This window comes from Streptomyces olivochromogenes (assembly GCF_021538895.1).
Lineage (GTDB): Bacteria > Actinomycetota > Actinomycetes > Streptomycetales > Streptomycetaceae > Streptomyces > Streptomyces olivochromogenes_A.
The window spans coordinates 1-15,813 of sequence record NZ_JADDRL010000045.1; the positions used below are offsets into that span (position 1 = coordinate 1).

12 protein-coding genes are annotated in these 15,813 nt (G+C 73.2%); 8 read left to right on the plus strand and 4 right to left on the minus strand.

Annotation, left to right across the window (positions count from 1 at the left end):
* The 3 genes from IPZ69_RS22830 to IPZ69_RS22840 form a co-directional block, all read left to right on the plus strand.
* Positions 1-844 (plus strand): hypothetical protein (locus IPZ69_RS22830; RefSeq protein ID WP_235456149.1); only part of this gene is annotated, 844 nt, incomplete at its 5' end.
* Positions 845-896: 52 nt separating this feature from the next.
* Entirely contained in the window at positions 897-4,871 is a 3,975-nt protein-coding gene (gene eccCb, locus IPZ69_RS22835) for a type VII secretion protein EccCb (protein ID WP_235456150.1), read from the plus strand.
* The gene (locus IPZ69_RS22840; RefSeq protein ID WP_235456151.1) at positions 4,868-6,268 is read left to right on the plus strand and encodes a DUF6177 family protein; all 1,401 of its coding nucleotides are present in this window, start codon (positions 4,868-4,870) and stop codon (positions 6,266-6,268) included. Before eccCb ends, IPZ69_RS22840 begins: the two co-directional genes overlap by 4 nt.
* 25 nt (positions 6,269-6,293) lie before the next feature.
* Here the strand turns inward: IPZ69_RS22840 and IPZ69_RS22845 are convergent, their stop codons facing one another.
* Genes IPZ69_RS22845 through IPZ69_RS22855 form a run of 3 tightly spaced genes read right to left on the minus strand, consistent with a single transcriptional unit; the run spans position 6,294 to position 9,438 of the window.
* Complete coding sequence (locus tag IPZ69_RS22845) at positions 6,294-7,097, minus strand: sugar phosphate isomerase/epimerase family protein (protein WP_235456207.1); 804 nt, start codon at positions 7,095-7,097, stop codon at positions 6,294-6,296.
* Positions 7,098-7,138: 41 nt separating this feature from the next.
* The gene (locus tag IPZ69_RS22850) at positions 7,139-8,290 is read right to left on the minus strand and encodes a dihydrodipicolinate synthase family protein (RefSeq protein ID WP_235456152.1); all 1,152 of its coding nucleotides are present in this window, start codon (positions 8,288-8,290) and stop codon (positions 7,139-7,141) included.
* Positions 8,287-9,438 carry a Gfo/Idh/MocA family protein gene (locus IPZ69_RS22855; RefSeq protein WP_235456154.1) on the minus strand — a complete coding sequence of 384 codons (1,152 nt, stop codon included), beginning with the start codon at positions 9,436-9,438 and terminating at the stop codon, positions 8,287-8,289. Before IPZ69_RS22855 ends, IPZ69_RS22850 begins: the two co-directional genes overlap by 4 nt.
* 304 nt (positions 9,439-9,742) lie before the next feature.
* On the opposite strand from IPZ69_RS22855, the gene IPZ69_RS22860 reads away from it, so the two are divergent.
* The 5 genes from IPZ69_RS22860 to IPZ69_RS22880 all read left to right on the plus strand — a co-directional run bounded on the left by IPZ69_RS22860 (position 9,743) and on the right by IPZ69_RS22880 (position 14,362).
* Positions 9,743-10,789: a LacI family DNA-binding transcriptional regulator gene (locus IPZ69_RS22860; RefSeq protein WP_235456156.1), complete on the plus strand. Its 1,047-nt coding sequence runs from the start codon at positions 9,743-9,745 to the stop codon at positions 10,787-10,789.
* A gap of 183 nt (positions 10,790-10,972) precedes the next feature.
* Positions 10,973-11,170, plus strand: coding sequence for a hypothetical protein (locus IPZ69_RS22865; RefSeq protein WP_235456157.1), 198 nt, complete (start codon positions 10,973-10,975; stop codon positions 11,168-11,170).
* A 96-nt stretch (positions 11,171-11,266) separates the two neighbouring features.
* Positions 11,267-12,202 (plus strand): bifunctional helix-turn-helix transcriptional regulator/GNAT family N-acetyltransferase, encoded by a 936-nt coding sequence (locus IPZ69_RS22870; protein ID WP_235456158.1) that lies wholly within the window; start codon positions 11,267-11,269, stop codon positions 12,200-12,202.
* 18 nt (positions 12,203-12,220) lie between these two features.
* Positions 12,221-13,021, plus strand: coding sequence for a sugar phosphate isomerase/epimerase family protein (locus IPZ69_RS22875; protein WP_235456159.1), 801 nt, complete (start codon positions 12,221-12,223; stop codon positions 13,019-13,021).
* Positions 13,022-13,129: 108 nt separating this feature from the next.
* Positions 13,130-14,362 carry an MFS transporter gene (locus IPZ69_RS22880; RefSeq protein ID WP_235456160.1) on the plus strand — a complete coding sequence of 411 codons (1,233 nt, stop codon included), beginning with the start codon at positions 13,130-13,132 and terminating at the stop codon, positions 14,360-14,362.
* Between the two features lie 13 nt (positions 14,363-14,375).
* Here IPZ69_RS22880 and aroA read toward each other — a convergent pair whose 3' ends face one another.
* On the minus strand, positions 14,376-15,614 hold the full coding sequence (gene aroA, locus IPZ69_RS22885; protein ID WP_235456161.1) for a 3-phosphoshikimate 1-carboxyvinyltransferase: 1,239 nt from the start codon (positions 15,612-15,614) through the stop codon (positions 14,376-14,378).
* Positions 15,615-15,813 lie beyond the last annotated feature (199 nt).

Sequence of the window (15,813 nt, forward strand, 5' to 3'; positions counted from 1 at the left end):
CACCCACCGCACCGGCCGCTCCCTCCGTCGGCTCGCCTCCTCCGCATCCCAGGAAGTGACCGAGCAGACCCGGATCGCCAAGGAATTGCAGCAGCCGGTGACCACGGGGCGGGTCATCGCCGTCACCTCCATCCGCGGCGGCGTCGGCAAATCGACCGTCGCCGCGTTGCTCGGCCGTACCTTCAACCACTACCGGCACGACCCGGTGCTCACCCTGGAGGCGGACGCCGCGCTGGGCACCCTGCCGGTGCGGATGGGCGCTGAGTCCGTCCGCTGGTCGTGCGGCGACCTCGCCCGGATCCTGACGCCCGCCATGCAACTGACCGATGTCACCGGCTACTTGGCGCCCGTGTCCGACGGCGGCTGGCTGCTGCCCGCGAGCCAGGGAAGGGTCGGCGCCCCCTTGGACGTACGGACGTACCGCAAGGTGACCCTCGCGCTGCGGCGCTACTTCGCCGTGACGGTCGTCGACTGCGAGACGCTGCCCGGCGAGGTGGCCCGCACCGCGATGGACACCGCCCATGCCCGGGTGGTGGTCGCGCCGACGACGGTTGAAGGCGTCGGCGGCACCCGCCAGGTCCTGGACTGGCTGGCCGGACTGCCGCATTCCGCCCTGGCGACGACGGTGGTCGCACTCACCGCGAACTCGCCCGACATGATCCTGGACGTGAAGGCGGCCACCGCGCACCTGAAGGAGCCGGGCGTCACCGTCGTGGTCCTGCCGTACGACCGTCATCTCGCCGGCGGCGGGCCCATCCGCACGGATCTGCTCGGCCGTGCCACCCAGGACGCGGCACTCCGGCTGGCGGCGGAGGCGATGCACCGGGCGGTGAGGGTCCGGTGACGTGGCACAGCACTGCCGCCCGACCTGCCCGCCGACTCCGAAAGCCCGGTCCGTGACCCAGCAGCTCGTCCACCGACCCGCCCGTAGCACGCGCCCCCTTGCCCCGGCCGGGCCGCGCACGATCGAGGCGCCGCCCAACCTGCCCGAGGGTAAACTCGGCAACGCGGCGACGGCGTTGCTCCCCATGGCCGGTGTCATGGGCTCGGTGATCATGATGACGGTCGTCCGCAACAGTCAGTTCGCGGTGCTCGGCGCGGTCGTACTGGTCTTCGCGCTGCTCGGGGCGGTGGCTCTGTTCCTGTCCCAGCGCGGGAAGGCGCAGCGCACCCGTCGGGTGCAGCGGGAGCGGTATCTGGAGTATCTGGAGGAGCTGCGGGATGAGTTGGGCACCCATGAACGCGAACGGCGGCTCGCGGCACGTAACTTGAATCCACCGCCCGAGTCCCTGTACGACATCGTCAGGGACCCGGCACGGCTGTGGGAGCGCCGCCGCCAGGACAGCGACTTCCTGCATCCGCGGCTGGGCACCGGTGAGGTCCCCGTCCAGGAGGTGGCGGTCGGCCAGAGCAGCATGGGCGGGGTGCTGACGCCGCCGGATCCCTTCATGCTCAACGAGGCCCGCGCGCTGCAGAGCCGCTTCCGCATCGCCTCGGACTTCCCGCTCACCGTTCCCCTGGACCGCGCCGGGAACGTGAGCGTCGTCGGCGACCGGGAGGGCGTCCTGCGCGTCGCACGGGCCCTCGTCCTGCAGACCGCCGTGACGCACGCGCCGGACGACGTGGCGCTCGGTCTCGCCATACCCGGGGACCGGCTCGCGCAGTGGGAGTGGGCCAAGTGGCTGCCCCATGTCCTCGACGCCCAGGAGTACGACGGTCCCGTCGCCGCCCGCCGGTTCGCGCCGAGTCTGCCGCAGCTGGCCGACCGGTTCCGGCACGAGCTGGGGCGGCGCGCCGCGTACGCGGCGGAGGTGCGGCGTGGGCTCGCCGACCGGGACGCGCTACGGATGACCGGCCGACTGCTCGTCGTCAGCGACGAGTACGGCGAACCGGCCGGCGAGCTTCCCCGCCCGGACTCGGCCGTCGACCTGACGGACCTGGGTGTCACCGTGCTGCACCTGCTGGAGCAGCAGGTGCACGAGCCCGACCAGGTGAGCGTGCGCATCACCGTCGACGGCGACCGGGTCGTCGTCGACGACCTGAGCGGGGACACGGCGCTGGGCACGATCGACCCCGTGACCGCCGCCTGGGCCGAGGGCATCGCCCGCATGCTGGCCCCGCTGCGGCTGTCCGCGGAGTCGGCGACCGAGGGCACCCCGGTCGCCGGACCGGTCGACTTCCCGGGCCTGCTGGGTATCGACGACCCGGCCGGCCTCGACTTGGACCGGCTGTGGGCCCCGCGCGGCGAACGGGACTTCCTGCGGGTCCCCATCGGCCTGACGGACCGTCACGATCCTGTGCTGCTCGACCTGAAGGAGTCCTCGCAGCTCGGCATGGGCCCGCACGGACTGTGCGTGGGCGCCACCGGCTCCGGCAAGAGCGAGCTGCTGCGCACCCTGGTCCTCGCCCTGACGGCCACACATTCCCCCGAGGACCTCGCGCTGGTCCTCGTCGACTACAAGGGCGGCGCCACCTTCGCCCCCTTCGGTGAACTCCCTCACGTGGCAGGCGTGATCACCAACCTGGAGAACCAGGCCGGGCTCGTCGAACGCGTCCACACCAGCCTGGCCGGCGAGGTCAAGCGCCGGCAACAGGTGCTCAAGGAAGCCGGGAACGTCGCCGACATCGGACACTACGCCGCCCTGCGCGCCACCGAGCGCCCCGACCTTGAGCCCCTTCCCCACCTCTTCGTCGTCATCGACGAGTTCGGCGAACTGATCACCGCCAAGCCGGACTTCATTGATCTGTTCCTGTCCATAGGCCGTATCGGCCGCTCCATCGGTGTCCATCTGCTGCTGTCCAGCCAGCGCATCGAGGGAGGCAAGCTCAAGGGCCTGGACACCTACCTGTCGTACCGGCTGGGTCTGCGGACCTTCTCCGCCGACGAGTCCCGTACGGTCCTCGACACCACCGACGCCTTCCATCTGCCACCGCTGCCGGGGTTCGGCTACCTGAAGGTGGACATCTCCACGTACGAGCGGTTCAAGGCTGGTTACGTCTCCGGCGCGCACCGGGGTCCGGCTCCGCGTGAGGAACGCGACGGCGAACCGCCGGCCCTGCCCTACTCGGCGTACACCACACCGCAGGGGCCGGACCGGGCCGCGGTGGAGCAACCCGTCGCCACCGAACGCGAGACGGGTCCCACCGTCCTGTCCGTCATGGTCGACCAGCTCGCCACGGCCGCACCGCCGGTACGCCGGATCTGGCTGCCCCCGCTGCCGGACCTGGTCACCCTCGACGCGGCGGCCGGGCCGGTGCGGGTGTCCGAGCGCGGGCTGCACCTGGCGGGCGTGGCGGGCGGGATGCGCGTGCCCCTCGGCGTGCTGGACGACCCGGCCCGGCAGTGGCAGGGCAGGTGGCTGCTGGACCTGACGATGGCGGGCGGGCACGTGGCGGTGATCGGCGGGCCGCAGTCGGGCAAGACAACGCTCCTGCGCACGCTCGTCCTCTCGCTCGCCGTCACCCACACGCCGGATGACGTCGCCGTCTACGGCCTCGACCTGGCCGGCGGCGGCCTGTCCGCGCTCACCGGGCTGCCACACGTCGGCGGTATCGCGGGCCGCGCCGACCACGAGCGGGCCGCGCGCACGGTCGCCGAGGTGCGGACCATGCTGACGGAACGCGAGGAGCTGTTCCGCGAGCACGGCATCGACTCCGTCGACCAGCTCCGCCACCTGCGGGCCCAGGGCGGGCTGCCCGGTCTGGGCGCCACCGATGTTGTCCTGGTGATCGATGGATTCGGCGCTCTGCGGGACGAGTTCGCCGACCTCGACGACGCGGTGTCCGACCTGCTCAAGCGGGGTGGCGGCTACGGAATCCACGTCGTGGCGGGCATGCTGCGCTGGCACGACGTCCGTATCGCCACCCAGTCGATGTTCGGTACCCGTGTCGAGCTGCGCCTGAACGACCCGGCGGACTCGTCGATCGACCGGAAGCTGTCCGAGACGCTGACCTCCGACACCCCGGGCCGGGTGCTGACCGATGGCAAGCTGTTCGCCCAGGCCGCGCTGCCCCGTGTCGACAACCGGCCCACGACGAGCGGCCTGGCCGCCGCACTGGAGGAGACGGCGCGCACCGTCCGTGCCACCTGGCACGGGGAACTCGCCCCACCCGTACGGGTGTTGCCCACCCGGCTGCCCATCGGCCGGCTTCCTTCCCCGGCCGTCGAACCCGCGCGGATCCCCCTCGGCGTCGACCAGGAGACCCTCGCCCCGGTCCCCCTGGACCTGTTCGGCACCGACCAGCACCTGTTGATCCTCGGCGACAACGAGTGCGGCAAGACCAACCTGCTGAGGCTTGTCGCCACCCAGCTCGTCGAGCGGTACTCGGACACGGAACTCGTCTTCGGCGTCTTCGACCCGCGCCGCGGACTCCGCGGTGTCGTCCCCGAGCCCTACCGTGGCGGCTACGCGCACAACGCCAAGCTCGCGAACGCCCTGGCGACGGGCATCGCCACCGAGTTGGAGAAGCGCCTGCCGGAGACGGCCGACCCCGACGCCGCCACCGCCGAGCCCGCCTTCTCGGGTCCACGAATCGTCATTCTGATCGATGACTACGACATCCTCACCACGGCCGGACAGCAGCCGCTCGCACCGTTCCTGCCGTACGTCTCCTCGGCCCAGGACATCGGCCTGCACTTCGTCCTGGCCCGCCGCGCCGCCGGTGCCTCCCGGGCCCTGTACGAGCCGTTGTTGACCACGTTGCGGGAGACCGGCACAGCCGCGCTGGTCATGACCGGTGACCGCACCGAAGGCCAGCTCTTCCCCGGCCTGTACGCCTCCCAGCAGCCGCCGGGACGGGGCACGCTCGTCCGCCGCGGGCGCCCGCATCTGCTGATCCAGACCGCCCTCGCGACCGAAGAGACTCCGTGACCAAGGACGTCATCGCCCTCACCCCGAAGATGCCCGACACATGGGCCCTGCTGGCCGGGCTCTACGCCGGTGGACCCGGGCTCGACGTGAGCGCCGGAGCCGACGGCGCGGTCCTGCGCCTGTGCGGACCACAGGGCCGGCCGCTCGTCTCGGTGGAGGCGCCGGTACTGGTCCAGGTGCCCGGTGAGGCCGAGCGGCTGCTGGGGCAGGCGACTGCCGTGCCGTTCTGGTGGACCGAGGTCCGGGCCTCCGGTGCGGTGCCCGAGGCGGAGCGCCTGGCGGGTTCGGTGTGCGGGCGGCTCGCCCTGCTGTTGGACGGGCGCGCATGGCCCGAGGGGTCGGCGACCACGGAGGTCGTCGACCTCGACGCCGTCACGGCGCCGGACGACGGGCAGCCGATCGTGGACGTGCTCACCGAGAGCACGGCCGTCGTCCTGGCCGACCGGCCCGTGCTGGCCCTGACCCCGTGGCTGTCCGATGTCCTCCGGACCACCACGGCCACGGGCCGCGCCCTGCAGATCGTCACCCCACCCGGCGTACGCGTCAGTCCGCCCGCCCGCGCGACCCTGCTTCAGGTGCCCAACCGATGGGTCGTGCAGGATCCGGCACAGGGCTACTACGACGGCCTGTCCGGGGCGGTGCTGCGCTGGCAGGACGGCACGTTCGCGCCCGCACCCGCGGCTGACGGCACGGCGACGGTCGCCGACGCGTTCGCCAGGGTGGAGCCGACGGACGAACGGCAGCTCGTCGTCGCGTTCCGCACCGTACGCCCGGCCGACACCGACCTGGTTCTGGGACGGTCCCTGGAGGCGGCCTGGCGTACGCTGACCGGCACCCCGCCCGTGGGCTGGGGTACCGCGGAGCCTGTCAACCTGCCGTGGTCGCCACGCCAGTTGACCGACCTGGCGCGCGACCGGGCACCCGCCCCCACGTATCTGATCGCGGTCGGGCATCCCGACCGCCCGGCGCTGGCCTCACTCCGGTGCACACGTACGGAGAGCGGGGTCGAGGAGGACATCACGCTCACCCTCGGCTACGGCGCGGACGAGATCCCGCCCACGGACCGGATCGAGTCGCTCGCACAGGCCCTTGTCACGGACCACGGTCTGGCCACCATGCTCACATCCGTGCGCCGAGCCTCCCGCGACCTCACCGGGGCCCCGCGTCTGCAGGCCCCGCCCGTCCCGCTCGCCTTCACTCTGGGCGCCCGTGACGTGCGAGGCATCGGCCTCACCCACGCCCGCCGCCCACCGGTCGCCGTAAGCCCGGCGCAGCTCGGCCCGCCCTCGGCCCCGGCCCTGCACTATCCCCTCGGAGAAGGCACGGACGCCGAGGCCTGGACGGCGCTGCGGTTGCTGGCGGCGCACCTGAAGACAGGCGCACCCGGAGCACCGTAGGCACCGCGGTAGCCGTCGTGCAGGTTCAGCGTTGGGTCATGTGTTCCACGAACCGCGCCACCGTCTCCGCCAACACCTCCCGGCCATCCCGTTCCCACAACTCCTCGTTGAACAGCTCGACTTCCACGGGCCCGGTGTATCCGGCCGCCGCCACGCACCTCATCCACTCCCGCAGGTCGATGGCGCCGTCGCCGATCTGACCGCGGCCGTTGAGCACGCCCGCCGGCAGGGGGGTCGTCCAGTCCGCGAGCTGGAAGGAGTGGATGCGGCCGCCCGCGCCCGCCCGCGCGATCTGCGCGGGGGCGGTGTCGTCCCACCAGATGTGGTACGTGTCCACGGTCACGCCGACCTGGTCGGCGGGGAAGCGCTCGGCGAGGTCGAGGGCCTGGGCGAGGGTGGAGACCACGCAGCGGTCGGCGGCGTACATGGGGTGCAGGGGCTCGACGGCCAGCCGCACCCCGTGCTCGCGTGCGTACGGCCCCAGTTCGGCCAGCGCGTCCGCGATCCGCTCCCGGGCCGCGCGCAGGTCCTTCGACCCGGCCGGCAGGCCGCCGGAGACCAGCACCAGGGTGTCCGTGCCGAGCGTGGCCGCCTCGTCGACGGCCCGGCGGTTGTCGGCCAGGGCCGCCGCGCGGGCGTCGGGGTCGATCGCCGTGAGGAAGCCCCCGCGGCACAGGGTCGTCACCGTCAGGCCGGCGTCGCGGACCAGCTCGGCCGTGGCCTCGACGCCGTACTCGCGGACCGGCTCCCGCCACAGCCCCACCTGGCTCACGCCCAACCCACGGCAGGCGTCGACCAGTTCGGGCAGTGACAGTTGCTTGACCGTCATCTGGTTGACGGAGAAGCGCTCCAGGGCGGTGGTGACCGCGGTCACTGGGTCACCCCGTACAGGGACAGCAGGGTCTTCATGCGCTCCTCGGCGAGCTTCGGGTCCGGGAACAGGCCGAGTCCGTCGGCGAGTTCGTAGGCACGGGAGAGGTGTGGGAGGGAGCGGGCCGACTGGAGGCCGCCGACCATCGTGAAGTGCGTCTGGTGGCCCGCGAGCCAGGCCAGGAGGACGACGCCCGTCTTGTAGAAGCGGGTCGGGGCCTGGAAGAGGTGCCGGGACAACACGACGGTGGGGTCGAGGAGTTCACGGAAACCCGCCGTGTCGCCGGTGTCCAGGACGCGGACCGCCCGCGCCGCCGGCGGCCCCAGCGGGTCGAAGACGCCTAGCAGCGCGTGGCTGAAGCCCTGCTCGTCGCCCGCGATCAGCTCGGGATAGTGGAAGTCGTCCCCCGTGTAGCAGCGCACGCCCTGCGGCAGGCGGCGGCGCAGGTCGATCTCCCGCGCGGCGTCCAGGAGGGAGATCTTCACGCCGTCGACCTTGTCGGGGTGCGCGGCGACGACCTCCAGGAAGGTGCCGGTGGCCGTGTCGAGGTCGGACGAGCCCCAGTAGCCCTCCAGCGCCGGGTCGAACATCGGGCCGAGCCAGTGCAGGATCACGGGCTCGGCTGCCTGGCGGAGGAGGTGCCCGTAGACGTCGAGGTAGTCCTCGGCGCCCCGGGCCGTGGCGGCCAGCGTGCGGGAGGCCATCAGGACGGCCCGTGCGCCCGCCTCCTCGACGAGGGCGAGCTGCTCCTCGTAGGCGGCCCGGATGTCGGCGAGGGATCCGCCGGTGATCTGGTCGGTGCCGACGCCGCAGGCGATCCGGCCGCCGACCGCCCTCGCCTCGGCCGCCGACCGCCGGACCAGCTCGGCCGCGCCCGCCCAGTCCAGCCCCATCCCGCGCTGGGCGGTGTCCATCGCCTCGGCGACCCCGAGCCCGTGCGACCACAGGTGACGGCGGAAGGCGAGGGTGGCGTCCCAGTCGAGGGCGGCGGGCGAGTCCGGGGACACGTCCGCGAAGGGGTCGGCGACGACATGCGCCGCCGCGAAGACCGTACGGGAGGTGAAGGGGGTGCCCGGTGCGGTCGCGAGCGGCTCGGTGCGCGGTGCATAGGTGCGCAACCCGCCGTGCTCGTCGGGGAGTCGGACGGTCACGGCGCGATCTCCGGTACCTCGATACGGCGGCCCTCGGCCGAGGACCTCAGGCCCAGCTCGGCGAGCTGGACGCCGCGGGCGCCGGCGAGGAGGTCCCAGTGGAAGGGGGCGTCGGCGTAGACGTGTTTGAGGAACAGCTCCCACTGGGCCTTGAAGCCGTTGTCGAACTCGGCGTTGTCCGGGACCTCCTGCCACTCGTCGCGGAAGGCCTCGGTGGCCGGGACGTCGGGGTTCCAGACGGGCCTGGGGGTGGCGGAGCGGTGCTGGACGCGGCACCTGCGCAGGCCCGCGACCGCCGAGCCCTCGGTCCCGTCGACCTGGAACTCGACCAGTTCGTCGCGGTTGACCCGGACCGCCCAGGAGGAGTTGATCTGGGCGACGGCGCCGCCCTCCAGCTCGAAGATGCCGTAGGCGGCGTCGTCGGCCGTCGCGTCGTAGGGCTTGCCCCGCTCGTCCCAGCGCTGCGGGATGTGGGTGGTGGCCAGGGCCTGGACGGAGGTCACCCGGCCGAACAGTTCATGGAGCACGTACTCCCAGTGCGGGAACATGTCGACGACGATGCCGCCGCCGTCCTCGGCGCGGTAGTTCCAGGAGGGGCGCTGGGCGGGCTGCCAGTCGCCCTCGAAGACCCAGTAGCCGAACTCGCCGCGGACGGACAGGATCCGCCCGAAGAAGCCGCCGTCGACGAGCCGCTTCAGCTTCAGCAGCCCCGGCAGGAAGATCTTGTCCTGGACGACGCCGTGCCGGACGCCCTTGCGGCGGGCCAGGCGGGCGAGGTCCAGCGCGCCCGCCAGTGCGGTGGCGGTGGGTTTCTCGGTGTAGATGTGCTTGCCCGCGGCGACGGCCTTCCTGATCGCCTCCTCGCGGGCGGAGGTGACCTGGGCGTCGAAGTAGATGTCCACGGTCGGGTCGGCGAGCACCGCCGGCACGTCCGTGGACACGTGCTCCAGCCCGTGCCGCTCGGCGATCTCGCGCAGGGCGTGCTCCCGGCGGCCGACCAGCACCGGCTCCGGCCAGAGCACGGTGCCGTCGCCGAGGTCGAGGCCGCCCTGGTCGCGCAGGGCGAGGATCGAGCGGACGAGGTGCTGGCGGTAGCCCATCCGCCCGGTCACGCCGTTCATGGCGATACGCACCGTCTTGCGTGTCACGACATTCCCCTCTCAGGCGTGCGACGCCTGGATTGCCCGGTCTTCCCCGATGTCCCCGATCTCGCGGACGAGTCACGCAGCAAGCGCTTTCTAGCTAGGCAAACTAGCCTCGGATCCGTGACCCGGACAAGGCCGTATCCACATCGAGTTGTTCGAGGGGGCGAACAACGAGGGTCGAGGGCCGTAAGGTTCGCTCGAACTGCACCTACCGAGGCCGTGCAACCGAGACCTGTGCGCGGCCTGTGTAAGACGTCGTACGCCGCACGTGGACGTACGACGAGAAGCGCGACCAAAGGACGACGAGATGACGGTGACCCTGGCGGACGTGGCGGCCCGCGCCCAGGTCTCGCCCGCGACGGTGTCGCGCGTGCTGAACGGCAACTACCCGGTGGCCGCCTCCACGCGCGAGCGGGTGCTGCGGGCGGTGGACGAACTCGACTACGTCCTCAACGGCCCGGCGAGCGCGCTGGCGGCGGCGACCTCGGACCTGGTCGGCATCCTCGTCAACGACATCGCGGACCCCTTCTTCGGCATCATGGCCAGCGCGATCCAGGGCGAGATCGGCGGCCCCGGCGGGCGCGCGGGGGGCGAGCGGCTGGCCGTCGTCTGCAACACGGGGGGCTCGCCGGAGCGCGAACTGACCTATCTGACCCTGCTCCAGCGGCAGCGGGCCGCGGCGGTGGTGCTGACCGGCGGGGCCGTGGAGGACGCCCCGCACGCGGCGGCGGTGGCCGCCAAGCTCCGCAAGCTGACGGAGGCGGGCACGCGGGTCGTACTCTGCGGACGCCCGCCGGCCCCCGACACCCAGGCCGTCGCCCTCACCTTCGACAACCGCGGCGGCGCCCGGCAGTTGACCGAGCACCTCATCGGCCTGGGCCACCGGCGCCTCGGCTACATCGCGGGCCCCGAGGAGCGGACCACGACCCGGCACCGGCTGGAGGGACACCGGGCCGCCCTGGAGGCGGCGGGCATAGCCGAGGACCCGCGCTGGACGGTGCACGGCCGCTACGACCGGCGCTCCGGCTACGAGGCGACGCTGGAACTGCTGCGCAGGGACCCGTCCCTGACCGCGGTGGTCGCCGCGAACGACTCCGTCGCGCTGGGCGCGTGCGCGGCCCTGCGGGACTCCGGCCTGCGCATCCCCGACGACGTCTCCGTCGCCGGCTTCGACGACCTCCCGTTCAGCGTCGACACGGTGCCGTCCCTGACGACGGTGCGCCTCCCGCTGTCCGAGGCCGGGGCGCGCGCCGGCCGCATCGCGATGGGCCGCGAGGAACCGCCGCCCGGGGGGATCGCGACGGTGCGCGGGGAGCTGATGGTGCGGGGGTCCTCGGGCGGGCCCCGGAAGTAAAGGGCCCGGAAGTAGGGTCTTTCGTTTGGATCAGGCCGAGGTCGCCTGCCCGGAGTGCGGCGCGGCGGTGTTCGTGTGCGGCGGGCGGATACCGGGCGAGGTACGGGAGCGGATGCTGGCCGCGCAGGGGCGGGCCGTGCTGCGCTGGGGACCTCTCCGGTCGCCCGGGGGGCCGTCCTGCGGGTGCTCCGGAAGACCCTCGGGCTCGGGTTGGCCGAGGTCAAAGGGGTGCCGGAGCAGGTGCTTTGCGGGGAGTACGGCGGGACCCGGCCCGAGACGGAGCTGCTCGCGCGGCGGCTGCGGGCCGCCGGCGTCGATGCCGTCGCTGACGAGGGCGCGTCCGGGCCCCACGACACCCACGACAGCGACGGCACGCGGTAGACCGCCGCACGGGCATGGACGCGCCACGCCCCGGCGGCTTAGCCTCGGAGCGACGGTATCTCTGACTGAGTCAACCATCCGGGGAGCCGACCAACCATGAGCGTCCAGGACATCCGCGCCTTCAACCGCTTCTACACGAACGTCATCGGCGCCCTCGACTACGGCCGCCACCTCTACGCCCCGTACACCCTCACCGAGTCCCGCGTGCTGTACGAACTGGCGCACTCCCCGCGTACCGACGCGGCGGACCTGCGCGCCGAGCTCTCGCTGGACGCCGGCTATCTGAGCCGGATCCTGAACAAGTTCGAGCAGGACGGGCTCGTCGAACGGTCGGCCTCGGAGAAGGACCCGCGCCGCCGGCACATCGCGCTCACCCCGCGCGGGCGGGAGGCCGCCGAACTGCTCGACGAGCGGGCGCGGGAGACGGTCGGCTCGCTGCTGGGGACCGTGCCGCCGGCCGACCGGCCCCGGCTCGCGGAGGCGATGCGCACGATCCGCGCCATCCTCGGCGAGGGGCGCGGCGGGGAGCCCCCGGACGTCGTGCTGCGCGAGCCCGGCCCCGGCGACCTCGGCTGGATCGTGCAGCGCAACGCCGCGCTGTACGCCGCCGAGTACGGATGGAACGCCGACTACGAGGGGCTGGTCGCGCGGATCGTCGCCGACTTCGCGCAGGACCACGACCCGCATCTGGAGCGGGTCTGGATCGCCGAGAGCGGGGGAGGGCGGCCCGTGGGATGCGTGATGTGCGTACGGGACGAGGCCCCGGGCACGGCCCGGCTGCGGCTCCTGCTCGTCGAGCCCGACGCGCGCGGGCTCGGCATCGGCGACCGGCTGGTCGAGGCGGTCGTCGACTTCGCCCGCGGCGTCGGCTACCGCGAGCTGGTCCTGTGGACCAACGACGTGCTCTCCTCCGCCCGCCGTATCTACCAGCGCCACGGCTTCGCCCTCGTCGGCGAGCAGCCGCACCGCTCCTTCGGAAAGGACTTGAACGGTCAGGACTGGCGCCTGGATCTGCACGAATCGGGCGAGTGACCGGTAGTGTCGCTGAGCATGAAGCTGGCCTTCTCCACCCTCGGTGTCCCCGGCCTGCCCGTACCGGAGGTACTGGCGCTCGCGACCGCGCACGGCTACCACGGAGTCGAGCTGCGCGCCCATCCGGAGGAGCCGGTGAACCCGGGCCTCGGACCGGCCGAACGGGCGGACGTGGCCGCCGAGTTCAAGGCGGCGGGGGTCGAGATCCTGTCGGTCGCCGGATACACCCGCGTCGCCGCGCCCGGCGAGGACGGACCTGTGGTCGAAGAGGTCCGGCGGCTCCTCGACCTGGCCCACGACCTGGGCGCCCCCTTCGTCCGCGTCTTCCCCGGCGCCGACCCCGACCAGTCGCGCGAGGACGCCGACGCCACGGCCGCCCGCCGGCTGGGCACCGCCGCCGAGCACGCCTCCGCCCTCGGCGTCCGCATCCTCGTCGAGACCCACGACTCGCACCGCACCGGCGCCGACGCGATCCGCGTCCTGGGCCGGGTCGGCCACCGCCAGGTCGGCGCGCTGTGGGACGTGATGCACACCTGGCTGGGCGGCGAGCAGCCCTCGGAGACGTACGCGGCGCTCTCCCCGTACCTCGGATACGTCCAGGTCAAGGACATCGCCTCGGCCGAGGACACCACCCCGCTGCCGCTCGGCCGGGGCGTGCTGCCGCTGACCGAGTGCGTGGACGTGCTCTCCCGGCACGGCTGGGACGGCTGGCTGTGCTGGGAGTACGAGAAGCGGTGGTACGAGGCGGTGACCCCGCTTCCGGAGCTGCTGGGCGCGGGCCGGGACCACCTCGCCCGGCTGCTCAGCGACGCCGCCTGAGGCACGCCCGGGCCGTCACACGAATATCGACTGGTCGGGGCGGCGAGGGCCCGGTTAGTCTCCGCCGGTGACTCAGCCACCCTCCGCGCCGCGCCCCGTCATGCCCTCATGAGCCTGACGCGTTCCCTCATCGACGTCAGGCCGCTGCGCACCTCCCCCGTCTTCCGGCGGCTGCTGATCGGCCGGACGGTGTCCTCGCTCGGCGGCTTCCTGACCATGGTCACCGTCATGTACCAGGTCTGGGACATGACCCGCAGCACGGCGTGGACCGGTGCGGTCGGGCTGGCGCAGGCGCTGCCGATGGTCGCTTTCGGCCTGTTCGCCGGGGCGTGGGTGGACCGGGCCGACCGGCGGCGGATCTATCTGACGGCGACCACCGGCCAGGCGGCCTGCTCGGTCCTGCTGGCCGTGCAGGGCTTCACCGGCCACGTCCCGGTCGCCGCCGTACTCGCGCTGGTCGCCGCGCAGTCCTGCTTCGGCGCGCTCGGCGCCCCGGCGGCGGGCGTGTTCGTGCCCCGGCTGCTGCCCAAGGACCAGGTGGCCGCCGGACTGGCCCTCAACCAGATCACCGCCCAGTCGATGATGCTGGTCGGCCCCGCGCTGGCGGGCGTCCTGCTGGGCTGGCTGGGCATCGGCGCCTGCTATCTGCTGGACGCCCTGAGCTTCGGTCTCTCCTTCTACGGCGCCTTCGGCCTGCCCGCGCTGCCGCCCGAGGGCGAGCCGTCGCGGTCGGGGCTGCACGGTGTGCTGGACGGGCTGCGCTTCCTGGCCGGGCACCGGGTGGTGCGCGGGGCGCTCGTCACCGACCTCGCGGCCACCGTCCTGTCCTTCCCGGTCAGCCTCTTCCCGCTGGTCAACGCCGAGCGCTTCGGGGACGACCCGCGCACGCTGGGCCTGTTCCTGTCGGCGATGGCGGTCGGCGGCATAGGGGCGACGGGCCTGTCCGGCGCGGTGACCCGGCTCGGCCGGCCGGGCGCGGTGATGCTGTGCGGGGCGGGAGCGTGGGGCGCCGCGCTCGTGCTGTTCGGGCTGTCCACCGACCCGTGGGTGGGCCTCGGGCTGTTGGTCCTGGCCGGGGCGGCCGACGCCACCTCCGTGGTCTCCCGCTCCACGATCGTGCAGACCCGTACCCCCGACGCCCTCCTGGGCCGGGTCACGGCGGCCGAGACGATCGTCGGGCAGGCGGGCCCCAGCCTCGGCAATGTGCGCGGCGGTCTGATCGCCGGCTGGTCCTCCGGCACCACCGCCCTGATCAGCGGCGGCCTGATGTGCGTGCTGGCGGTCGCGGCGGTGGCCGCGTCGACACCCGAACTGCGCGACGGGGCCACGCCCGGGTCGTGACCCGCGGCCGGACTCAGGCCAGCGCGGCCGCCAACTGCCCGAACGCCTCGTGGAATCCCGGGAACGTCTTCCGTACGCAGCCGGGGTCGTCGTACGACATCCCCGGCACCCGCAGCCCGGTCACCGCGAAGGACATGACGACGCGGTGGTCACCGTACGAGGTGATCCGCACGTCGGGCCGGGGCTCGCCCGGCCGGATCTCGATCAGGTCCGGGCCGGTGGTCACGGCCACCCCCAGCCGCCGGAGGTTCTCCGCGCAGGCCTCCAGCCGGTCGCACTCCTTCACGCGGGTGTTGGCCACGTCCTCGATGCGGACCGGGCCGGAGGCGAACGGGGCGATGGCCGCCAGCGTGGGCATCGTGTCGGAGATGTCCCGCATGTTGACCGTGACGCCGCGCAGCACGCCCGTCCCGCGCACCGTCGTGCGATCCGCGGCGACCTCGACCTCCGCGCCCATCCGCCGCAGTACGTCCACGAAGCCCAGGTCGCCCTGCAGCGCGCCCGTCCCCAGCCCCGGCACCGTCACCTCGGCGCCGGGTGTCACGGCGGCCGCCGCGAAGAAGTAGCTGGCGGTCGACGCGTCCGGCTCCACCGCGTAGGTCGCGGCCCGGTAGCCGCCGGGCGGGACCACGAAGACGTCGCCCTCCCGCCGTACCTCCACGCCGAAGGCCCGCATCATCGCGATCGTGATCTCCACGTACGGCGCCGAGACCAGGTCCGTGACCCGGACGCGCAGTCCCTTGCGGGTCAGCGGGCCGAGCAGCAGCAGCGCGGTGAGGTACTGCGAGGACTGGCCCGCGTCCAGGACCACCTCCCCGCCCTCGACGCCGGCCGCCTCGATACGCAGCGGGTGGTGGCCCTCGGCCTCCTCGTGGCGCAGGTCCACGCCCAGGTCGCGCAGGGCCCGGGTGAGCGGGAGCAGGGGGCGGCGGCGCATCTGGGGGGAGGCGTCGAAGCGGTAGCTGCCGTGGCCCGCGGCCGCCAGGGCGGGCAGGAAGCGGGCCGTCGTCGCGCCGTCCCGGCAGTAGACCTCGGCCTCGCGCACCGCGGGCCCCTGGGGGCGGCCGTCGATCTGCCAGGTGTCCGGGGTACGGCCCACGCGGTAGCCGAGCCGGGTCAGCCCCTCGGCGAAGCCCTCGGTGTCGTCCGAGCGCAACGGCCGTACGAGCGTGGTGACGCCGTCGGCCGCGGCCGCCAGGAACAGGGCGCGGGCGGTGATGGACTTGGAACCGGGAACGTCGACTACGGGCATGCCCACATGATCCGACGCCCCCCACCCCAACCGCCGAACCGTCCGCCGACTGGACCACACGGAAACCCCCACCGGCCGACCCACACCCCGAGCCACCCGCCAACCCGCCCAAGCACCGGGGCGCCCACGGACCGGCCCGCACACCGAGGCATCCGCCGCCAGGACAACGAGCCGAGCCGTCCGCCGCGCGGATCGGGCG